We start from the raw sequence: 17012 nt of genomic DNA, 5'->3' as shown, positions 1-17012 counted from the left end.
CGCCCGGTTACATTCCGAACCCGGAAGCTAAGCCTTACAGCGCCGATGGTACTGCAGGGGGGACCCTGTGGGAGAGTAGGACGCCGCCGAACAATCATTGGGAAAACCCCCGCATCTTATGATGCGGGGGTTTTCTGCGTTTGCGGCCCCCTTTCGGGGGCCTTTGCCGTTTACAGGCGGCCGGCTGCCTTCAGGGCCAGGTACGCGTCCGCCAGGGCCGGTGCCAAGTCGTCCGGGGTGGCGTCGACGACCGTCACGCCGTGGCGGCGGAGTTGTTCCGCTGTGCGGTGGCGTTCGGATTGTGCCTGCGCGGCTGCGGCGGCCTCGTAGACGGAGTCGACGTTTCCGCGTCCCTTGGCCATCGCGTCGATGTGTGGGTCCGCCACGGAGGCCAGCAGGATCGTGTGGCGCTGGGTGAGCTGCGCGAGGACCGGCAGCAAGCCCTCTTCGATGGGGGCCGCGTCCAGTGTGGTGAGCAGGACGATGAGGGAGCGGCGGGGAGACGTGCGCAGTGCCGTGGCCGTGAGGCCCCTGGCGTCGGTCTCCACGAGTGCCGGCTCCAGGGTGGCCATCGCGTTGACCAGGGAGGGCAGGACGTCGCCCGCCGTTCGGCCCTGGACGAGGGCGCGGACCCTGCGGTCGTAGGCGAGGAGGTCGACGCGGTCGCCTGCGCGGGACGCGAGAGCGGCGAGGAGCAGTGCCGCGTCCAAGGAGGCGTCGAGGCGGGGTACGTCGCCGACGCGGCCGGCGGAGGTGCGGCCCGTGTCGAGGACCAGGAGGATGTGGCGGTCTCGTTCGGGACGCCAGGTGCGGACGGCGACCGTGGTCTGGCGGGCCGTGGCACGCCAGTCGATCGAACGCGTGTCGTCGCCGGGGACGTATTCGCGGAGGCTGTCGAATTCGGTGCCCTCGCCGCGGGTGAGCACGCTGGTGCGGCCGTCCAGTTCGCGCAGGCGGGACAGCTTGGAGGGCAGGTGCTTGCGGCTGGTGAACGGGGGCAGGACGCGTACCGTCCAGGGCACCTTGTGCGTGCCCTGGCGCGAGAAGAGGCCGAGGGGGCCGTAGGAGCGGATGGTGACGCGGTCCGCTTGGCGGTCACCCCGGCGGGTGGGACGCAGGCGGGTTGTGACGCGGCGGCGCTCGCCCGCGGGGACGGTGAGGCGGTGGCGTGACGCGGTGGTCTCCGTGCCCGGCTGCCAGCTGCTGGGGGGCCATGCGTCGCGGAGGCGGGCGCGCAGGGGGCGGCGGGACGGGTTGGTGATGGTCAGCGTGACGTCCGCCGTATCGCCCAGGCGAACGGAAGTGTCGCCTGAGCGGGTCAGGCCCAGGCGGCGTACCGGGGCGGCCAGGGCGTAGTCGCAGGCGCAGGCCAGGGCCAGGGGGGCGTTGACCGCCAGGATGCCTGTCCAGCCGGGCTCCCAGATGCCGACGGGGAGGGAGCCCAGGGCCGCGAGCAGGGCGGCGCGTCCGGTGAGTGCCATCAGCGGGGGACGGGGACGTGGGTGAGGATCGCGTTGATGACGGAGTCGGCCGTCACGCCTTCCATTTCGGCCTCCGGGCGGAGCTGGACGCGGTGGCGGAGTGTGGGGAGCGCGAGGGCCTTGACGTCGTCGGGGATGACGTAGTCGCGGCCGGTCAGCCAGGCCCAGGCGCGGGCGGTGGCGAGGAGGGCCGTGGCGCCTCGCGGGGAAACGCCGAGGGTGAGGGAGGGCGATTCGCGGGTGGCGCGGCAGATGTCGACCACGTAGGCGGTGATCTCCGGGGAGATCGTCGTCTTGGCGACGGCGGCACGGGCCGCGTCCAGGTCCGCCGGGCCTGCCACGGGGCGTACGCCGGCGGCCTTGAGGTCGCGTGGGTTGAAGCCCTCTGCGTGGCGGGTGAGGACGTCGATCTCGTCCTGGCGGGAGGGGAGGGGGATGGTGAGTTTGAGGAGGAAGCGGTCCAGCTGGGCTTCCGGGAGGGGGTAGGTGCCCTCGTACTCGACCGGGTTCTGGGTCGCCGCCACCAGGAAGGGCTCGGGGAGGGGGCGGGGGGTTCCGTCGACGGTGACCTGGCGTTCCTCCATGGCTTCCAGGAGCGACGACTGGGTCTTGGGGGGCGTGCGGTTGATCTCGTCGGCCAGGAGGAGATTGGTGAAGACCGGGCCGGGCTGGAACGAGAACTCCGCGGTGCGGGTGTCGTAGACCAGGGAGCCGGTGACGTCGCTCGGCATGAGGTCGGGGGTGAACTGGACGCGCTTGGTGTCGAGTTCCAGGGCGGAGGCGAGGGCGCGGACCAGGAGGGTCTTGGCGACGCCGGGGACGCCTTCGAGCAGGACGTGGCCGCGGCAGAGCAGGGCGACGACGAGGCCGGTAACGGCGGGGTCCTGGCCGACCACGGCCTTGGCGATCTCGGCGCGCAGGGCCTCCAGGGAGGCGCGGGCGGCGCCCGGGTCCCCGGTCCGCCCGGCGTTGTCAGTGGTCGGGTCCATCATGGACGGCGTACCTCTCTTTCGAGGGCGTCGAGTCGGTAGGCGAGTGCGATCAGTGCTGCGTCGTCGCCGGGTGGCGGTCCGAAGAGCAGGGTGTGCGGGTCCTGGCCGTCGCCGTGGAGGCGGGCGGACAGGGCGGGGAGCAGGGCCTCGGGCGAGTGCGCCTGGGTGACGGGGACGCCTACGAGGGGGGCGAGGCGGGTGCGTGTGGTGGAGCGGAGAGCGTCGGCCGCGCGGTCGCGGGCGTCGGCCTTGCGGTAGAGGCGGGCGCGGCCCTCGGCGGTTTCGGAGGCGCGGATCGCGACGGGGAGTTTCTCGGGCACGAGGGGGCCGAGTCGGCGTGCCCGCCACAGGGCGGCCAGGGCTGCGGCGATGAAGAGCTGCAGGGTGCCCCAGAGCCAGCCCGAGGGGAGCAGGTCGAAGAAGCCGCGTTCGTCGTCGGCGCCGGTGGCCGAGGTGTCGGAGAGCGAGGGGAGGTACCAGACCAGATGGGGGCGGGAGCCGAGGAGCTGGAGGGCGAGCGAGGCGTTGCCCTGCTCGTCGAGGCGGTCGTTGAGGAGGATGTCGGGCGCGCCGAGGACGACGGTGTCGCCGTCTCCGCGGTCGGCCGGGACGCGCAGGAGGGTGGCCAGGCGCTCGCTCGGGTAGCACTCGTCGGCGTCGAGGTGGGTGGTGGTGTAGCGGACGCCGCCCGTCTCGGCGGTGCCGGCGCGGCGGGCGGCGGGCAGGGCGCAGTCGGGGGAGAGCGCCGAGTCGAGGCTGGTGGCGGGGTCCGCGGTGACCCCGGGGGCGAGGCGTTCCACGGAGGCGCTGCCGGGGGCGACCAGGACGGTGCGGCCGCCGGAGCCGGCGAGGGCCCCGTGCAGACGGGACTGCTGACCGCGGGTCAGCAGGTCGGGGACGGCGACCAGGAGGGTGGTGTCCGGGCCGGTCGCGGCGGCTGCCTCGTCGAGGGTGGTGACGACACGGGTGTCCACTCCGCGGTCGGCGAGGAGTTCGGCCACGGCACGGCTGCCGCCGGGGTCGGCGGAGCGCGGGTCGAGTTCGCCGTGGCGGGCGTCGGAGCGGATCACGGCGATGGCGACGGCTCCGGCGACGAGCACGAGGAGGGCGAGCGCGATGCCGCGCGCGCGGGTCCACACCTGGCGGGCGGTGGGCGAGGCCGAGGTGGAGGGGAGCGTGGCCTCGGTGGTCATTCGGCGGCTCCCTGGCGGGTGTGGGGGGCCGTGCTCGCGCTGCTCGTGGCGAGCTGGGGCTTGGTGCGTTCCAGGTCGCGGTCGAGTTCCGCCATGCGGTGGTACGACTGCTCGGTCGCCGAGCGGCCGCCGTACGTGACGTCGTCGAAGTCGCGGGCGGCGGCGCGCAGCCGGTCGGTGTGGGCGGGCAGGGCGCGGCCGGCTTCGGCCGCTGCCTCGTCGGCCGTGCGGCCGGGGCGGACATCGAGCAGGGCGCGTTCTTCCAGGGCGCGGACGAGGGCGCGCATGCGTTCCTGGACGGCCTGGTTCCAGTGGCCATGGGCGGCGTGTGCCTCGGCGGCGGCGCGGTGGTCGGCGGCACTGCGCGGACGGTCGTCGAACAGGGTGGCGGACGTGGTGGGTGGGCGGCGCGGGGTGCCCAGGCGCCACCAGAGGGCGGCCAGGACGGCCACCACGGCCACGATGACGACGACCAGGCCGAGTGTGCCGCCGGGCGTGGCGGTCGAGGCGGCGTTGAACAGTTCGCCGAGCCAGTCCCAGAACGCGTCCAGGGCACGCTGGAACAGGCTGGGGTCGTCCTCGTGGTACATCCGCTTGGACAGCTCGCGCCGGGCCGCCTCGCGCGCGGGGTCGCGCGGGATGGTGAGGGGCGGTTCGTCGGCGGAGCGGGCCGGCGACAGCACGGAGGTGTCGCCGGCGCGCAGCAGCGTCCGTAGGGCGGCGCGGGGCAGCGCCGTGGTGAGAAGGTCCCCCGCCGAGCTCACCGCATCAGCTCCCCGGGGTGGCGCCGGGAGCGGTGGGGCCGTGGCCCTGGACACCGGCGGCGCGGGCCAGTTCGAGGTCGAGGGCCTCGCGGCGGATGCGCTGGTCGATGTACAGGAGCACGGTGACACCGGCCGCGATCGGGAACGTGATCATGGAGCCGATCACCGAGCCGATGCCGCTGATGATGAGGAACGTCCAGCCGACGCTGCCGGCACCGGAGTTGAGCCAGCCGGTGAGGCCGTCGCCGCTGAGGGCCGCGGCGAGGAAGGTGAACGGGATGACGATGATCGAGGCGACGACGTTGGCGATGATCGTGGCGAGCAGCTGGATGCCGAGGATCCGCCACCATGTGCCCCGGACCAGCTTCACGGAGCGGCTCAGCGCCTTCTTGATGCCCTGCTTCTCCAGCATGAGGGCGGGCGAGGCGAGCGAGAAGCGGATCATCAGCCACAGGGCGACGATGCCGGCGCCGATGATGCCCAGGACGGTGAGGGCGATGCCCGCCCGGGTGCTCCCGGCGAGGGAGACGAGGATGCCGGGCAGACTGCCGGCGGTGACGACGCCGGCGGTGATGAGCAGCAACAGGCAGATCAGGCCGAACAGTTTGAGGATCTGAGGGCGGGCGTCGCGCCAGGCCTCGCCGATGGTGACCGACTTGCCGAGCACGGCCCGGCTGGTGACGGTCGTGAGCAGGGCGGTGGCGATGACCGTGCCGACCAGGGAGATCATGAAGATGACGGTGGAGTTGAGCAGGGCGTCGCCCATGGCGCGGCTCAGCTCGCTGAGGGTGGCGCTCGGGTCGTTGAGGGCGTCTGTGCTGGAGCCGTCCATGACGAGGCCCTGGAAGAGCACGACGATGATCTCGGTGAGGACCGCGACGGTGAGCGAGATGCCCAGGACGGTGCGCCAGTAAGTGCGCATCGTGGAGACCGCGCCGTCGAGGATCTCGCCTACGCCGAGCGGGCGGAGCGGGATCACGCCGGGCTTGGCGGCGGGCGGGGGGCCGCCCCAGCCGCTGCCCCAGCCGCCGTGGCCACCGGGGTGCCCGTAACCGGGGCCGTAATCGCCGGGGCCTGCGGGTCCGTAGCCGCCCGGGCCGTATCCGCCGGGACCCGCGGGGCCGTGACCGCCGGGGGGCTGGGTGCCCCAGCCCGGGCCGGGCGGCGGGGGTGGGGGTGCCTGGCCGGGGCCGGGCGGGGCGCTGGGGGCAGACCACTGGGCCGGTGGCGGCTGCTCCTTGGACCACTGCGGGCCGGGGCCCTGCGGGGTGTGGCCCGGCTGTCCCGGTTGGTCGGCGGGCTGTGCGGGACCAGGGCGGTCTGCGGGCTCGGCAGGGCGCTCTGCGGGCTCGGCAGGGCCGGACGCGTCAGGCTTCTGCCCGTCGGACGGGGCGGATCCGGGCGAGGCCCAGCCCGGAGTGTCGTTCATCGTCGCTCCTTCACGGTGCCCGTCCGCGGTCGCGGCGGCAGGTTGGCAGCCATCGTGCCATGGGGTGGTCTTGGTGTGACCGGCCGCGGTCTGGGCTGCGTACCTTCAATTGTCCGCGCGATTGGGGGCAGACTGATCGCATGGCTGATCAGTACGCGTACAGCGGCGACGACAAGCGGCCGACCGAGACCCCGGCGATCCGCTGGGAAGAGCCACCGGAGGGGCCTGTTCTGGTCCTGCTCGACCAGACGAGGCTGCCGGCAGAGGAGGTCGAACTGGTCTGTACGGACGCGTCCGCGCTGGTCGAGGCGATCCGCTCGCTGGCCGTGCGCGGGGCACCGCTGCTCGGCATCGCGGGAGCGTACGGTGTCGCGCTCGCCGCCGTGCGGGGCTTCGACGTGGACGAGGCCGCGGCCGCGCTGGCGGGTGCCCGGCCGACCGCGGTGAACCTGGCCGTCGGAGTGCGGCGGGCGCAGGCGGCTCACGAGGCGGCGCTGGCCAAGGGCGGTGACGTCCGGCAGGCGGCCGCGGCGGCGCTGGCCGCGGCGCGGCAGCTGCACCGGGAGGACACCGAGGCCAGCGGCCGGATGGCCGAGCACGGGCTGGCGCTGCTGGACGAGCTGCTGCCCGGTGGCGGGCACCGGATCCTGACCCACTGCAACACCGGTTCGCTGGTGTCGGGCGGGGAGGGCACGGCGTTCGCGGTGGCGCTGGCGGCGCACCGGGTGGGCCGGCTGCGGCGGCTGTGGGTGGACGAGACGCGTCCGCTGCTGCAGGGGGCGCGCCTGACCGCGTACGAGGCGGCCCGGAGCGGGATGGCGTACACGTTGCTCACGGACAACGCGGCGGGATCGCTGTTCGCCGCCGGTGAGGTCGACGCGGTGCTGATCGGGGCGGACCGGATCACGGCGGACGGGTCGGTGGCCAACAAGGTGGGCAGCTATCCGCTGGCGGTGCTGGCGCGGTACCACCACGTGCCGTTCATCGTGGTGGCGCCGGTGACGACGGTGGACCTGGACACGCCGGACGGGGCGTCCATCGAGGTGGAGCAGCGCCCCGGGCACGAGGTGACCGAGGTGGTGGCGCCGCAGGTGCCGAGGGCGGCCGGCGTCGAGGCGGGCGGCGGGATTCCGGTGGCGCCGTTGGGGACGCAGGCGTACAACCCGGCGTTCGACGTGACGCCGCCGGAGCTGGTGACGGCGATCGTGACGGAGGAGGGGGTGGTCTCGCCGGTGACGGCCGGGGCGCTCGCCGAGGTGTGCGCGCGGTCGCGCCGGGTGGCGGCGGGCTGAGGTTCGGAGCCTGGCGGAGGGCTGGCACTCGGAGGGCTGGCGGCGGGTTGAGGTTCGCGCGGCTGCCGTAGCGCGCCGGGTGGGGGCCTCGTCCGCCGCGGGCGGCCGCGGCGGACGCTGCGGAGTGTCGTCCCCGCCGGGCTCTTTGCGGGGTGGCCGCAGAGGCCAATGCAGAGCCACCGCCGGGTTCACCACGAGCCACCGCCGAGTTCACCGCGGTGCCAGCGTCGAGTTCACTGCGGAACCACCGTCGAGATCACCGCGGAGCCCGCGCGGACGGCACCGCGGAGGTCGGTGGGGAGATCGTCAGCGGGCGGGCGAGGGCAGACAGTAGCGCTTGCTGCGACTATGGTCACTGGCCGGTGACCTACCTCACCACTGCCTTCGCCACCGTTATGAGAATGGGATGATGTCGTTTATGAAGGGACGAGTCCTTGTCGTCGACGACGACACCGCACTGGCCGAGATGCTCGGCATCGTGCTGCGTGGTGAGGGTTTCGAGCCGTCGTTCGTGGCCGACGGGGACAAGGCGCTGGCCGCGTTCCGGGAGGCCAAGCCGGATCTGGTGCTGCTGGACCTGATGCTGCCCGGCCGGGACGGCATCGAGGTGTGCCGCCTGATCAGGGCGGAGTCCGGCGTGCCGATCGTGATGCTGACGGCCAAGAGCGACACGGTCGACGTCGTGGTGGGCCTGGAGTCGGGTGCCGACGACTACATCGTGAAGCCGTTCAAGCCGAAGGAGCTGGTGGCCCGGATCCGGGCGCGGTTGCGCAGGTCGGAGGAGCCCGCTCCCGAGCAGCTGGCCATCGGTGACCTGGTCATCGACGTGGCGGGGCACTCGGTGAAGCGGGACGGGCAGTCGATCGCGCTGACGCCGCTGGAGTTCGACCTGCTGGTGGCGCTGGCGCGCAAGCCGTGGCAGGTGTTCACGCGCGAGGTGCTCCTGGAGCAGGTGTGGGGCTACCGGCACGCGGCGGACACGCGCCTGGTCAACGTGCATGTGCAGCGGCTGCGCTCCAAGGTCGAGAAGGACCCGGAGAAGCCGGAGATCGTGGTGACCGTCCGTGGTGTCGGGTACAAGGCAGGACCGAGCTGACATGTCCGGCGACAGTGCCGCTTCGGCGCCCGGCCGGTCCGGGGCCCGCCCGGGGCGGCCTGTCGGGCGGAAGAGGCCGGGGTCCCGCTGGGGACGCCTCCTGGAGAGCGGCCTGCTCCAGGGCGGTGTCCAGGGCAGTCCGGTCATCCGCCTGTTCATGCGGTGGGTGCGCCGGCCGTTGCTGCCGGTCATGCGGCTGTGGCGGCGCAACATCCAGCTCAAGGTCGTCGTCACGACACTGCTGATGTCGCTCGGCGTGGTGCTGCTGCTGGGCTTCGTCGTCATCGGGCAGGTGCGCAACGGCCTGCTGGACGCCAAGGTGAAGGCGTCCCAGAGCCAGGCCACGGGCGGGTTCGCGGTGGCCAAGCAGCGGGCCGACGAGGCGGCCAGCGGGACCGGCGACGACGTCGTCACGGCGGACGGCCGTCCCGCGCAGAACGTCACCCAGTGGCTGAGCGACCTGGTGTCCTCGCTGTCCAGCGGTGGTCAGGGCGCCTTCGACGTGGTGACGCTCCCGGCGTCCGACGCGGGCGGCGCCGGCGGTCGCGGGCAGCGCGCTTCCGGTGAGGTCGACTGGAGCCGGAGCGTGCCCGCGGATCTGCGCGAGCGGATCGGCAGCAGTACGACGGCCGCGCAGAGCTACACGCGCATCACGTACAACAACGAGATCAAGGACTCCCAGCCGGGCCTGGTCATCGGCAAGCAGGTCAACGACCCGAACGGCAACCCATACCAGCTGTACTACCTCTTCCCGCTCACGCAGGAGGAGAAGTCGCTGAGCCTGGTCAAGGGCACCCTGGCGACGGCCGGGCTGTTCGTGGTCGTACTGCTCGGGGCCATCGCCTGGCTGGTGGTGCGCCAGGTCGTCACCCCGGTGCGGATGGCGGCGGGGATCGCCGAACGGCTGTCGGCCGGGCGGCTCCAGGAACGGATGAAGGTCACCGGCGAGGACGACATCGCGCGGCTCGGCGAGGCCTTCAACAAGATGGCGCAGAACCTGCAGCTCAAGATCAGCCAGCTGGAGGACCTGTCGCGGATGCAGCGCCGGTTCGTGTCGGACGTGTCGCACGAGCTGCGGACACCGCTGACGACCGTGCGGATGGCCGCGGACGTCATCCACGAGGCGCGTGAGGACTTCGACCCGGTGACCGCGCGGTCGGCGGAACTGCTCGCCGACCAGCTGGACCGGTTCGAGTCGCTGCTCGCCGACCTGCTGGAGATCAGCCGCTTCGACGCGGGTGCGGCGGCGCTGGAGGCGGAGCCGATAGACCTCCGGGACGTCGTGCGGCGGGTGGTCAGCGGTGCCGAGCCGCTGGCGGAGCGCAAGGGCACGCGGATCCGCGTCCTGGGCGACCAGCAGCCCGTCGTCGCCGAGGCCGACGCCCGGCGCGTGGAGCGGGTGCTGCGCAACCTCGTCGTCAACGCCGTCGAGCACGGCGAGGGCAACGACGTCGTCGTCAGGCTCGCCGCGGCCGGTGGCGCGGTCGCCGTGGCGGTGCGGGACTACGGGGTCGGGCTCAAGCCGGGTGAGGCGACCCGCGTCTTCAGCCGCTTCTGGCGGGCCGACCCGGCACGCGCGCGTACCACGGGCGGTACGGGCCTGGGGCTGTCGATCGCCCTGGAGGACGCGCGGCTGCACGGCGGCTGGCTGCAGGCCTGGGGCGAGCCGGGCGGCGGCTCCCAGTTCCGGCTGACGCTGCCCAGGACCGCGGACGAGCCGCTGCGGGGTTCCCCGATACCGCTGGAGCCCAAGGACTCGCGGCGGAACCGTGGCCTCGACGACGCCGGTCTGCCGTGCGGTGGCGGGGACGGCGAGAAGCGGGCGACCGTGCCGGCCCAGCCGGCGAGCGGATCCGCGGCCGCCGGGGCGAAGCGGGACCCGATACCGCCGAGGGCGACCGGAGCCACGGCCGATCCGACGGCGCTGCCGGGCAACGGCGCGCGCGTGGTGCCGCGGCCCGCCTCGCCCACGCGGCGGCCCGGCGGGGACGGCGACGGCGGTCCGGCCGGACGTGGCGAGAACGGCCAGGTGAGCGGTTCGGCGAGGACCGCTCGCGGTGGGCGTGCGGATGGTCCCGCCGAAAGTGCCGAGGGTGCCGAGAGTGCCGAGGGTGCCGAGGGTGCCGAGGGTGCCGAGGGTGCCGAGAGTTCCGGGAACGGCGCGGCGGAGGATTCCGGTGGAGGCCCTCGCGGGCCGGCCGGTCACGGGGCGGGGGAAAACGGCCCGGACGACGGCGCGGCCGCCCGAGGCGCGGGCAGCGAGCCGGGACAGGCGAACAGGCAAGGGGAGGCATCTCGTGGGCGCTGACCGCGAAAGGCGCGGCCGGCGCAGGCCCGCGCGCGTGATGGCGTACGCCGCCGGCGGCGTCCTGGTGCTGGCGGGATGCGCGTCGATGCCGGACAGCGGGGATCTGCGCGGGGTGGAGTCCACGCCGCGCCAGGACACCCAGGTGCGGGTGTTCGCCGTACCGCCGGGGGAGGACGCGCCGCCCTCGGAGATCGTGCAGGGCTTCCTGGAGGCGCTCACCAGCGACGACCCGCACTACAAGACGGCACGCCAGTACCTGACCGGTGAAGCCGCCAGGACGTGGCAGCCGGAGCTGTACACCACGGTGCTCACCGACGGGCCGGGCGCCAAGCCCGAGGGGACGAGCGGCCGGGAGGACACCGGCGAGATCACGTACAAGCTGACCGGCACCAAGGTGGCCACCGTGGACGCCCAGCAGTCGTACGCCCCCGCGACCGGCGAGTACGGCAGGACCGTGCATCTGACGCAGGACGACAAGAGCGGGCAGTGGCGGATCGACGCGCTGCCGCAGGGCGTCGTCATGGGCCAGTCGGACTTCCAGCGCAACTACATGTCGGTCAGCAAGTACTACTTCGCGTCGAACACCGTGGCGGCCGGAGCGAAGTCGCAGCCCACCGCGGTCGCGGACCCGGTCTTCGTGCGCCGGCGCGTGGCTCCCATGACGCAGATGGTGCGCTCCCTGCTGAGCGGCCCCACGCGGTGGCTCGACCCCGTCGTCCGTTCGAGCTTCCCCACCGGTACGGCGCTGGCGAAGGACGCCGGCACACTGGCCCCCGACGACCGCAACCTGCTGACGGTCCCGCTCAACGACAAGGCCGCGGGCATCGGCACCAACCGGTGCGAGGAGATGGCGGCCCAGCTGCTGTTCACGCTGCGCAGCCTCAGCCCCGCGGTGGACGAGGTGGAACTGCGCGCCGGCGGCGCCGAGCTGTGCTCGCTGACCCAGGATGCGGCCGAGGCGGCCGCCTCCCGGAGCGCGGCGCGCCACCCCGACTACCTGTACTTCGTCGACGGCAAGGACCGGCTCGTACGGATCCCGGCGGGCAGCGACGAGACCAGGCCGGACCCGGCCCCGGGCGCGCTGGGCGAGGGCGACACGGCCCTGCGGTCGGTGGCCGTCTCGCGGGACGAGCACACCGCGGCGGGCGTCAGCCTCGACGGCAAGTCGCTGTACGTCGGCTCGCTGGTCTCGGGCGGTTCGCTCGGCGAGCCGGTGCTGCGCAGCCAGGGCCGGAGCGAGGCGGACCGGCTGACGACCCCCAGCTGGGACGCCGAGGACGGCCTGTGGGTCGCCGACCGCAACCCGCGCGATCCCCGGCTGCTGCTGTTCGAGGACGGCAAGGGCGATCCGCTGGAGGTGCGCACGCCGCACCTGGACGGGCGGATCCAGTCCGTGCGGGTGGCCGCCGACGGGGTGCGGATCGCGCTCGTCGTGGAGAAGGGCGGCGAGAAGACGCTGCTCATCGGGCTGATCGAGCGGGAGGAGAAGCCGGGCGGGCAGCCGGCCGTCCGCGTGGTCGAACTGCGTTCCGCGACCCCTGAGTTGGAGGAGGTCACGGCCATGTCGTGGGCCGGGGACAGCCGGCTCGTGGTGGTCGGGCGCGAACACGGGGGCGTGGAGCAGATGCGCTACGTCCAGGTCGACGGCTCCACGCCGGACGTACCGGCGCCCGCGGCCCTGACCGGCGTCAAGGAGGTCACCGCCGCCGAGGACGACGGGCTGCCGCTGGTGGCGAACTCGGTGGACGGCATCGTCCGGCTGCCGACGGGCGCGCAGTGGCAGAAGGTCACGGAGGGGACGGCGCCGGTCTACCCGGGGTGAGGTGCGCGCCGTGGCCGGCATGCGAAGCCGGGTGTGAACCAACCGTGACCGTGGTGCGGTCCGGCTGACCCGCTGGGGGCCGCTCGCCGGCCTGATCCGACGCCGGGCCACGACCCGGGCCCATCGCACCCCGTCCATGACGGGCTACGGGGGTGCCTGGCCTCGTCCGCAGGCCCCTGCGCGCAGTTGTCCAGGTCGTCCACAGGCGGTTGTCCACAGGGGTGGCAGGGGCCCGGCCGGGGGCGGCACAGTGGTGGGCATGCGGGGGTGGTGGCAGGACCTCACCGACCTGGTGCTGCCGGGCGAGTGCGGAGGTTGCGGCGCGCCCCGTACGGTGCTCTGCGCGCGGTGCCGTGCGGTGCTCGGCGGGGCGGCGGTGTCGCGGGTGAGCCCGGTGCCGGAGCCGCCCGGACTGCCGGTGGTGCACGCGGCGGCTCCGTACGCGGACGAGGTGCGGGCGACGCTGCTGGCCCACAAGGAGCGAGGTGCCCTGGCGCTCGCGGGTCCGTTGGGGGCGGCCCTGGCGCACGCCGTGCGGGCCGGGCTCCGGCAGGGCCCGGCCCGCACGGGTGCCGCGGCTCCCAGCAGGGGCGGCGGGGCTCCCGTGCTGCTGGTGCCCGTGCCGTCCGGGCGGCGGGCCGTGCGGGCCCGGGGGCATGACCCGGCCCGCCGGATCGCGCTCGCGGCGGCCGCGGAACTGCGGCGCGGCGGGGTGCCGGCCCGGGTGCTCGCCGTGCTGCGGCACCGGCGGGCCGTGGCCGACCAGTCGGGGCTCAACTCCCGGCAGCGACTGGACAATCTCGCGGGTGCGCTGACGGTCGCGCCGGGAGGTGCGGAACTGCTGCCGGCCGGACCGGTCGTCCTGGTCGACGACGTGATGACCACGGGCGCCTCCCTGGCGGAGGCCGCACGGGCTCTGCGGGCGGTCGCGGAAGGGCCGGGGGGACGGTACGGGGCGGCAGCGGGGCCGATTTCGAACGTCGGCCGCACTGCGGCCGTGTACGGGGGAGAGAGCTGGGAAAGCAGAGAGGAACAGAACGTCGGATCAAGGCGGGAGAGGACGGGGCGGCGGCCCGGCCCGCAGCGAATGGCGGGCACGGGCGGTGCCGGCGGAGTGGTTGATCTGGTGTGCGCGGCAGTGGTCGCGGCATCACCGGACTCTTTCCAAATAAACCGGAACTGACTGAGATCTTGCGTCGTTGCAGGTAATGAGAGGGCTTATTCACCTGAACGGAGGTACGCCGCAGTAGAGGGTGACGACATCCGTCCAGGCGAGATATGTTCGGTTGAGAGGGAAAGCCGCAGGCCACACCTCTCAAATCCGAATGCCGTGACGCGGGTTTTCCTTCATCACTCGCGACGGTGGAGTGGAGATCTCGCCCACGGGGGAGGAGGTGGAAGTCACCGAGTCCGAGGTTCCGGGGCTCACCGGAACCTGGTGCAAAAGGGAGATGCTCCGCACCGAAGCGGAGCGATCCGGGAACGGAGTTCTGCGTGGACATCGTCGTCAAGGGCCGCAAGACCGAGGTGCCCGAGCGGTTCCGGAAGCACGTGGCCGAGAAGCTGAAGCTGGAGAAGATCCAGAAGCTCGATGGCAAGGTGATCAGCCTCGACGTCGAGGTGTCCAAGGAGCCCAACCCACGGCAGGCCGACCGCTGTGACCGAGTGGAGATCACGCTCCGCTCCCGCGGTCCGGTGATCCGGGCGGAGGCAGCGGCGAGCGATCCGTACGCGGCGCTCGACCTGGCGGCGGAGAAGCTGGAAGCCCGGCTGCGCAGGCAACACGACAAGCGGTTCTCGCGCCGTGGCGCGCGCCGGATCCCGGCCGCCGAGGTCGCCGACCACGTCCCCGGCGTGGCGACGCTCAACGGGAACGGCCTCGCGCCGGCCCCCGAGGAGGAGCCGGAAGCGGTCCCCACGAAGAAGATCGGCTCGCTGGAAGTACAAGGCGACGGCCCCATCGTCGTCCGCGAGAAGACCCACGTCGCAGCCCCGATGACCCTCGACCAGGCTCTCTACGAGATGGAGCTGGTCGGGCACGACTTCTACCTGTTCGTCGACTCCGAGACCAAGGAACCGAGTGTCGTCTACCGACGGCACGCCTACGACTACGGCGTGATCCACCTCCGGACGGACACGATGGTCACCCAGACGCACTCCCCGGACGCGGGCGGTGCGCTCGGCGGCTGACCGGGCCGGACGACAGCGGAGTGGGTGCCCCTGGAGCGCGTGTGCGCCCCCAGGGGCACCCCTGTGCGACCACTTCGCGCCCCGCTCCGTCACCCCGGTGCCGTCCGGGCATGAAATCATGGTGGCCGCGACCCAACCGGTGGGTCGTTGCTCTGGGTTGGCGATGGCTCAGGACCACAGGCCACAGCCTTCAGGGGGAGGAACGATGGCGGACAGCTTCGGACCGATGCGTGACGAGGATGCCCACGACGGCGTCGTCGGCATGGGCCCGGACACGGAGACCCCACGCAAGGAACCGATCAGAGTCCTCGTGGTGGACGACCACGCCCTGTTCCGCCGTGGCCTGGAGATCGTGCTCGCGGCCGAGGAGGACATCCAGGTCGTCGGGGAGGCGGGCGACGGCGCCGAGGCCGTGGAGAAGGCCGCCGACCTGCTGCCCGACATCGTCCTGATGGACGTGCGCATGCCCAAGCGGGGCGGGATCGAGGCCTGCACCTCCATCAAGGAGGTGGCCCCCAGTGCGAAGATCATCATGCTGACGATCAGCGACGAGGAAGCCGATCTCTACGACGCCATCAAAGCGGGCGCGACCGGCTACCTCCTCAAGGAGATCTCCACGGACGAGGTGGCCACCGCCATCCGCGCGGTCGCCGACGGGCAGTCGCAGATCAGCCCGTCCATGGCCTCCAAGCTACTCACCGAGTTCAAATCCATGATCCAGCGCACGGACGAGCGCCGACTGGTGCCCGCACCGCGCCTGACGGACCGCGAGCTGGAAGTCCTCAAGCTCGTCGCCACGGGGATGAACAACCGTGACATCGCCAAGGAGTTGTTCATCTCCGAGAACACCGTGAAGAACCACGTGCGCAACATCCTGGAGAAGCTGCAGCTGCACTCCAGGATGGAGGCCGTGGTGTACGCGATGCGGGAGAAGATCCTCGAGATCCGCTGACGCCGGGCGCGAGACGGACCGGCGGACACGCGGACCGGCGGCCAGGCCCCCGGACGCGCGGGGCCATGGCGCTCAGGCGCCCTCCGTCCGTCAGGCGGTGAGCCGGGCCAGCTCCCTCACCAGCGGCTCGCGCAGGTCCGGTGCGTCGACCCGTTCCACGCGCACGTCCGTGCAGTCCACCCAGGACGCGGCCTCGGCCAGGGCCTGGGCGACGGCCGGGACCGCCTTCGGGCCGTCCAGCGTGACCTGCTTGGCCACCAGCGTGCTGCCCGCCCGCGCCGGATCCACGCGGCCGACCAGCCGGCCGCCGGCCAGGACCGGCATCGCGAAGTAGCCGTACACCCGCTTCGGTTTGGGGACGTACGCCTCCAGGCGGTGTGTGAAGCCGAAGATCCGCTCCGTGCGCGCCCGCTCCCAGATCAGGGAGTCGAACGGCGACAGCAGCGTCGTGCGGTGGCGGCCGCGCGGGGGTGTCTCCAGGGCCGCCGGGTCGGCCCACGCCGGCTTGCCCCAGCCCTCGACCGTGACCGGGACGAGCCCCGAGTCGGCGATCACCGCGTCGACCTGCTCGCCCTTGAGGCGGTGGTAGTCGGCGATGTCGGCGCGGGTGCCGACGCCGAGGGACTGGCCCGCCAGGCGGACCAGACGGCGCAGGCACTCGGTGTCGTCCAGCTCGTCGTGCAGCAGCGCGTCCGGGATCGCACGCTCGGCGAGGTCGTAGATCCGCTTCCAGCCGCGGCGCTCCACGCACACCACCTCGCCGTACATCAGGGCGCGCTCGACGGCGACCTTGGAGCCGGACCAGTCCCACCAGTCGTTCGTCTTCTTCGCGCCGCCCAACTCCGTGGCCGTCAGGGGGCCTTCCGAGCGCAGTTGCTTGATGACCTGGTCGTAGACGCCGTCGGGGAGGTCGTGGTTCCAGTGCGGGCGGTTGCGGTAGGCGCGGCGGCGGAAGGCGAAGTGGGGCCACTCCTCGATGGGCAGGATGCAGGCGGCGTGCGACCAGTACTCGAAGGCGTGGGGTGCGCCGGACGGGGCCGGCTTCCAGTACGCGTTCTCCACCGTCTTGCGGCCCACCGCGCCCAGGCGGGCGTACGGCACGAGCTCGTGGGAGCGGGCGAGGACCGAGATCGTGTCGAGCTGTATCGCACCGAGGTGCCGCAGGACGCCACGGACGCCGGAGCGGCGGTCGGGGGCGCCGAGGAAGCCCTGGGCGCGCAGGGCGATTCTGCGGGCCTCGTCTGCGGAGAGCTCTGCCGTGGGGTGCGCGGTGGTCATGGGTCGCACGATATGGGGTGGCACTGACAGTGGGGAGTGATCCGCGCGATCGGGTACCGGTGCGGCACGTGCCCGCGAGGCGGTCGGCCGGGCCCGCGCCGGCAGGTAGGGAGCCGTCGACGGGAGGCCCAGGTCCGAGGGGAGGAGGGAACCCACCCAGGTGTCGCGGCGCACTCCCCTGTTGTTCGTCGCGGAGCGGAGCGTGCCCTCGATGG

General features: G+C 73.0%; 13 protein-coding genes and 1 rRNA gene. 8 read left to right on the top strand and 6 right to left on the bottom strand.

The window, feature by feature from the left end:
- A 5S ribosomal RNA gene (gene rrf / locus AC07DA_RS25780) occupies window positions 1–92 on the top strand; the annotation flags it as partial.
- Between the two features lie 78 nt (window positions 93–170).
- On the opposite strand, the gene AC07DA_RS25775 is transcribed toward rrf, so the two are convergent.
- Genes AC07DA_RS25775 through AC07DA_RS25755 form a run of 5 tightly spaced genes read right to left on the bottom strand, consistent with a single transcriptional unit; the run spans window position 171 to window position 5859 of the window.
- Window positions 171–1481, bottom strand: coding sequence for a DUF58 domain-containing protein (locus AC07DA_RS25775; protein ID WP_479130564.1), 1311 nt, complete (start codon window positions 1479–1481; stop codon window positions 171–173).
- Window positions 1481–2470 (bottom strand): AAA family ATPase, encoded by a 990-nt coding sequence (locus AC07DA_RS25770; protein WP_479130563.1) that lies wholly within the window; start codon window positions 2468–2470, stop codon window positions 1481–1483. Before AC07DA_RS25770 ends, AC07DA_RS25775 begins: the two co-directional genes overlap by 1 nt.
- Window positions 2470–3666: a DUF4350 domain-containing protein gene (locus AC07DA_RS25765; RefSeq protein ID WP_479130562.1), complete on the bottom strand. Its 1197-nt coding sequence runs from the start codon at window positions 3664–3666 to the stop codon at window positions 2470–2472. The genes AC07DA_RS25770 and AC07DA_RS25765 overlap by 1 nt, the downstream gene beginning before the upstream one ends.
- The gene (locus AC07DA_RS25760) at window positions 3663–4430 is read right to left on the bottom strand and encodes a DUF4129 domain-containing protein (protein ID WP_479130561.1); all 768 of its coding nucleotides are present in this window, start codon (window positions 4428–4430) and stop codon (window positions 3663–3665) included. Before AC07DA_RS25760 ends, AC07DA_RS25765 begins: the two co-directional genes overlap by 4 nt.
- Window positions 4431–4434: 4 nt before the next feature.
- Complete coding sequence (locus AC07DA_RS25755; RefSeq protein WP_479130560.1) at window positions 4435–5859, bottom strand: DUF7847 domain-containing protein; 1425 nt, start codon at window positions 5857–5859, stop codon at window positions 4435–4437.
- A 140-nt stretch (window positions 5860–5999) separates the two neighbouring features.
- Here AC07DA_RS25755 and mtnA point away from each other — a divergent pair, with 140 nt between their 5' ends.
- From mtnA to AC07DA_RS25720, 7 genes are all read left to right on the top strand, one after another.
- A complete protein-coding gene (mtnA, locus tag AC07DA_RS25750; RefSeq protein ID WP_479130559.1) occupies window positions 6000–7151 on the top strand; it encodes an S-methyl-5-thioribose-1-phosphate isomerase in 1152 nt (383 codons plus the stop codon).
- 406 nt (window positions 7152–7557) lie between these two features.
- Entirely contained in the window at window positions 7558–8247 is a 690-nt protein-coding gene (gene mtrA, locus AC07DA_RS25745; protein ID WP_009188938.1) for a two-component system response regulator MtrA, read from the top strand.
- A gap of 1 nt (window position 8248) precedes the next feature.
- The gene (gene mtrB / locus AC07DA_RS25740) at window positions 8249–10555 is read left to right on the top strand and encodes an MtrAB system histidine kinase MtrB (protein ID WP_479130558.1); all 2307 of its coding nucleotides are present in this window, start codon (window positions 8249–8251) and stop codon (window positions 10553–10555) included.
- Window positions 10545–12377, top strand: a complete 1833-nt coding sequence (locus AC07DA_RS25735; RefSeq protein WP_479130557.1) for an LpqB family beta-propeller domain-containing protein — start codon at window positions 10545–10547, stop codon at window positions 12375–12377. The genes mtrB and AC07DA_RS25735 overlap by 11 nt, the downstream gene beginning before the upstream one ends.
- A gap of 259 nt (window positions 12378–12636) precedes the next feature.
- Complete coding sequence (locus AC07DA_RS25730) at window positions 12637–13560, top strand: ComF family protein (protein ID WP_479130556.1); 924 nt, start codon at window positions 12637–12639, stop codon at window positions 13558–13560.
- Window positions 13561–13871: 311 nt separating this feature from the next.
- Entirely contained in the window at window positions 13872–14567 is a 696-nt protein-coding gene (hpf, locus tag AC07DA_RS25725; RefSeq protein WP_479130555.1) for a ribosome hibernation-promoting factor, HPF/YfiA family, read from the top strand.
- 205 nt (window positions 14568–14772) lie between these two features.
- Window positions 14773–15519 (top strand): response regulator, encoded by a 747-nt coding sequence (locus tag AC07DA_RS25720; protein WP_383335810.1) that lies wholly within the window; start codon window positions 14773–14775, stop codon window positions 15517–15519.
- A 90-nt stretch (window positions 15520–15609) separates the two neighbouring features.
- On the opposite strand, the gene AC07DA_RS25715 is transcribed toward AC07DA_RS25720, so the two are convergent.
- Window positions 15610–16797, bottom strand: a complete 1188-nt coding sequence (locus AC07DA_RS25715; protein WP_479130569.1) for a winged helix-turn-helix domain-containing protein — start codon at window positions 16795–16797, stop codon at window positions 15610–15612.
- Window positions 16798–17012 lie beyond the last annotated feature (215 nt).

This window comes from Streptomyces sp. NPDC044921 (genome assembly GCF_056432865.1).
The sequence above is the reverse complement of the archived record's forward strand: the minus strand, read 5'-3'. Positions and strand labels throughout refer to the sequence as shown.

What these genes read in the sequence shown, in the direction of transcription:
- mtnA (WP_479130559.1), top strand. Translation starts at nt 6,000, where the DNA reads ATGGCTGATCAGTACGCGTACAGCGGCGACGACAAGCGGCCGACCGAG.
- mtrA (WP_009188938.1), top strand. Translation starts at nt 7,558, where the DNA reads ATGATGTCGTTTATGAAGGGACGAGTCCTTGTCGTCGACGACGACACC.
- AC07DA_RS25770 (WP_479130563.1), bottom strand. Translation starts at nt 2,470, where the DNA reads ATGGACCCGACCACTGACAACGCCGGGCGGACCGGGGACCCGGGCGCC.
- AC07DA_RS25775 (WP_479130564.1), bottom strand. Translation starts at nt 1,481, where the DNA reads ATGGCACTCACCGGACGCGCCGCCCTGCTCGCGGCCCTGGGCTCCCTC.
- AC07DA_RS25765 (WP_479130562.1), bottom strand. Translation starts at nt 3,666, where the DNA reads ATGACCACCGAGGCCACGCTCCCCTCCACCTCGGCCTCGCCCACCGCC.
- AC07DA_RS25730 (WP_479130556.1), top strand. Translation starts at nt 12,637, where the DNA reads ATGCGGGGGTGGTGGCAGGACCTCACCGACCTGGTGCTGCCGGGCGAG.
- AC07DA_RS25755 (WP_479130560.1), bottom strand. Translation starts at nt 5,859, where the DNA reads ATGAACGACACTCCGGGCTGGGCCTCGCCCGGATCCGCCCCGTCCGAC.
- mtrB (WP_479130558.1), top strand. Translation starts at nt 8,249, where the DNA reads ATGTCCGGCGACAGTGCCGCTTCGGCGCCCGGCCGGTCCGGGGCCCGC.
- AC07DA_RS25715 (WP_479130569.1), bottom strand. Translation starts at nt 16,797, where the DNA reads ATGACCACCGCGCACCCCACGGCAGAGCTCTCCGCAGACGAGGCCCGC.
- AC07DA_RS25720 (WP_383335810.1), top strand. Translation starts at nt 14,773, where the DNA reads ATGGCGGACAGCTTCGGACCGATGCGTGACGAGGATGCCCACGACGGC.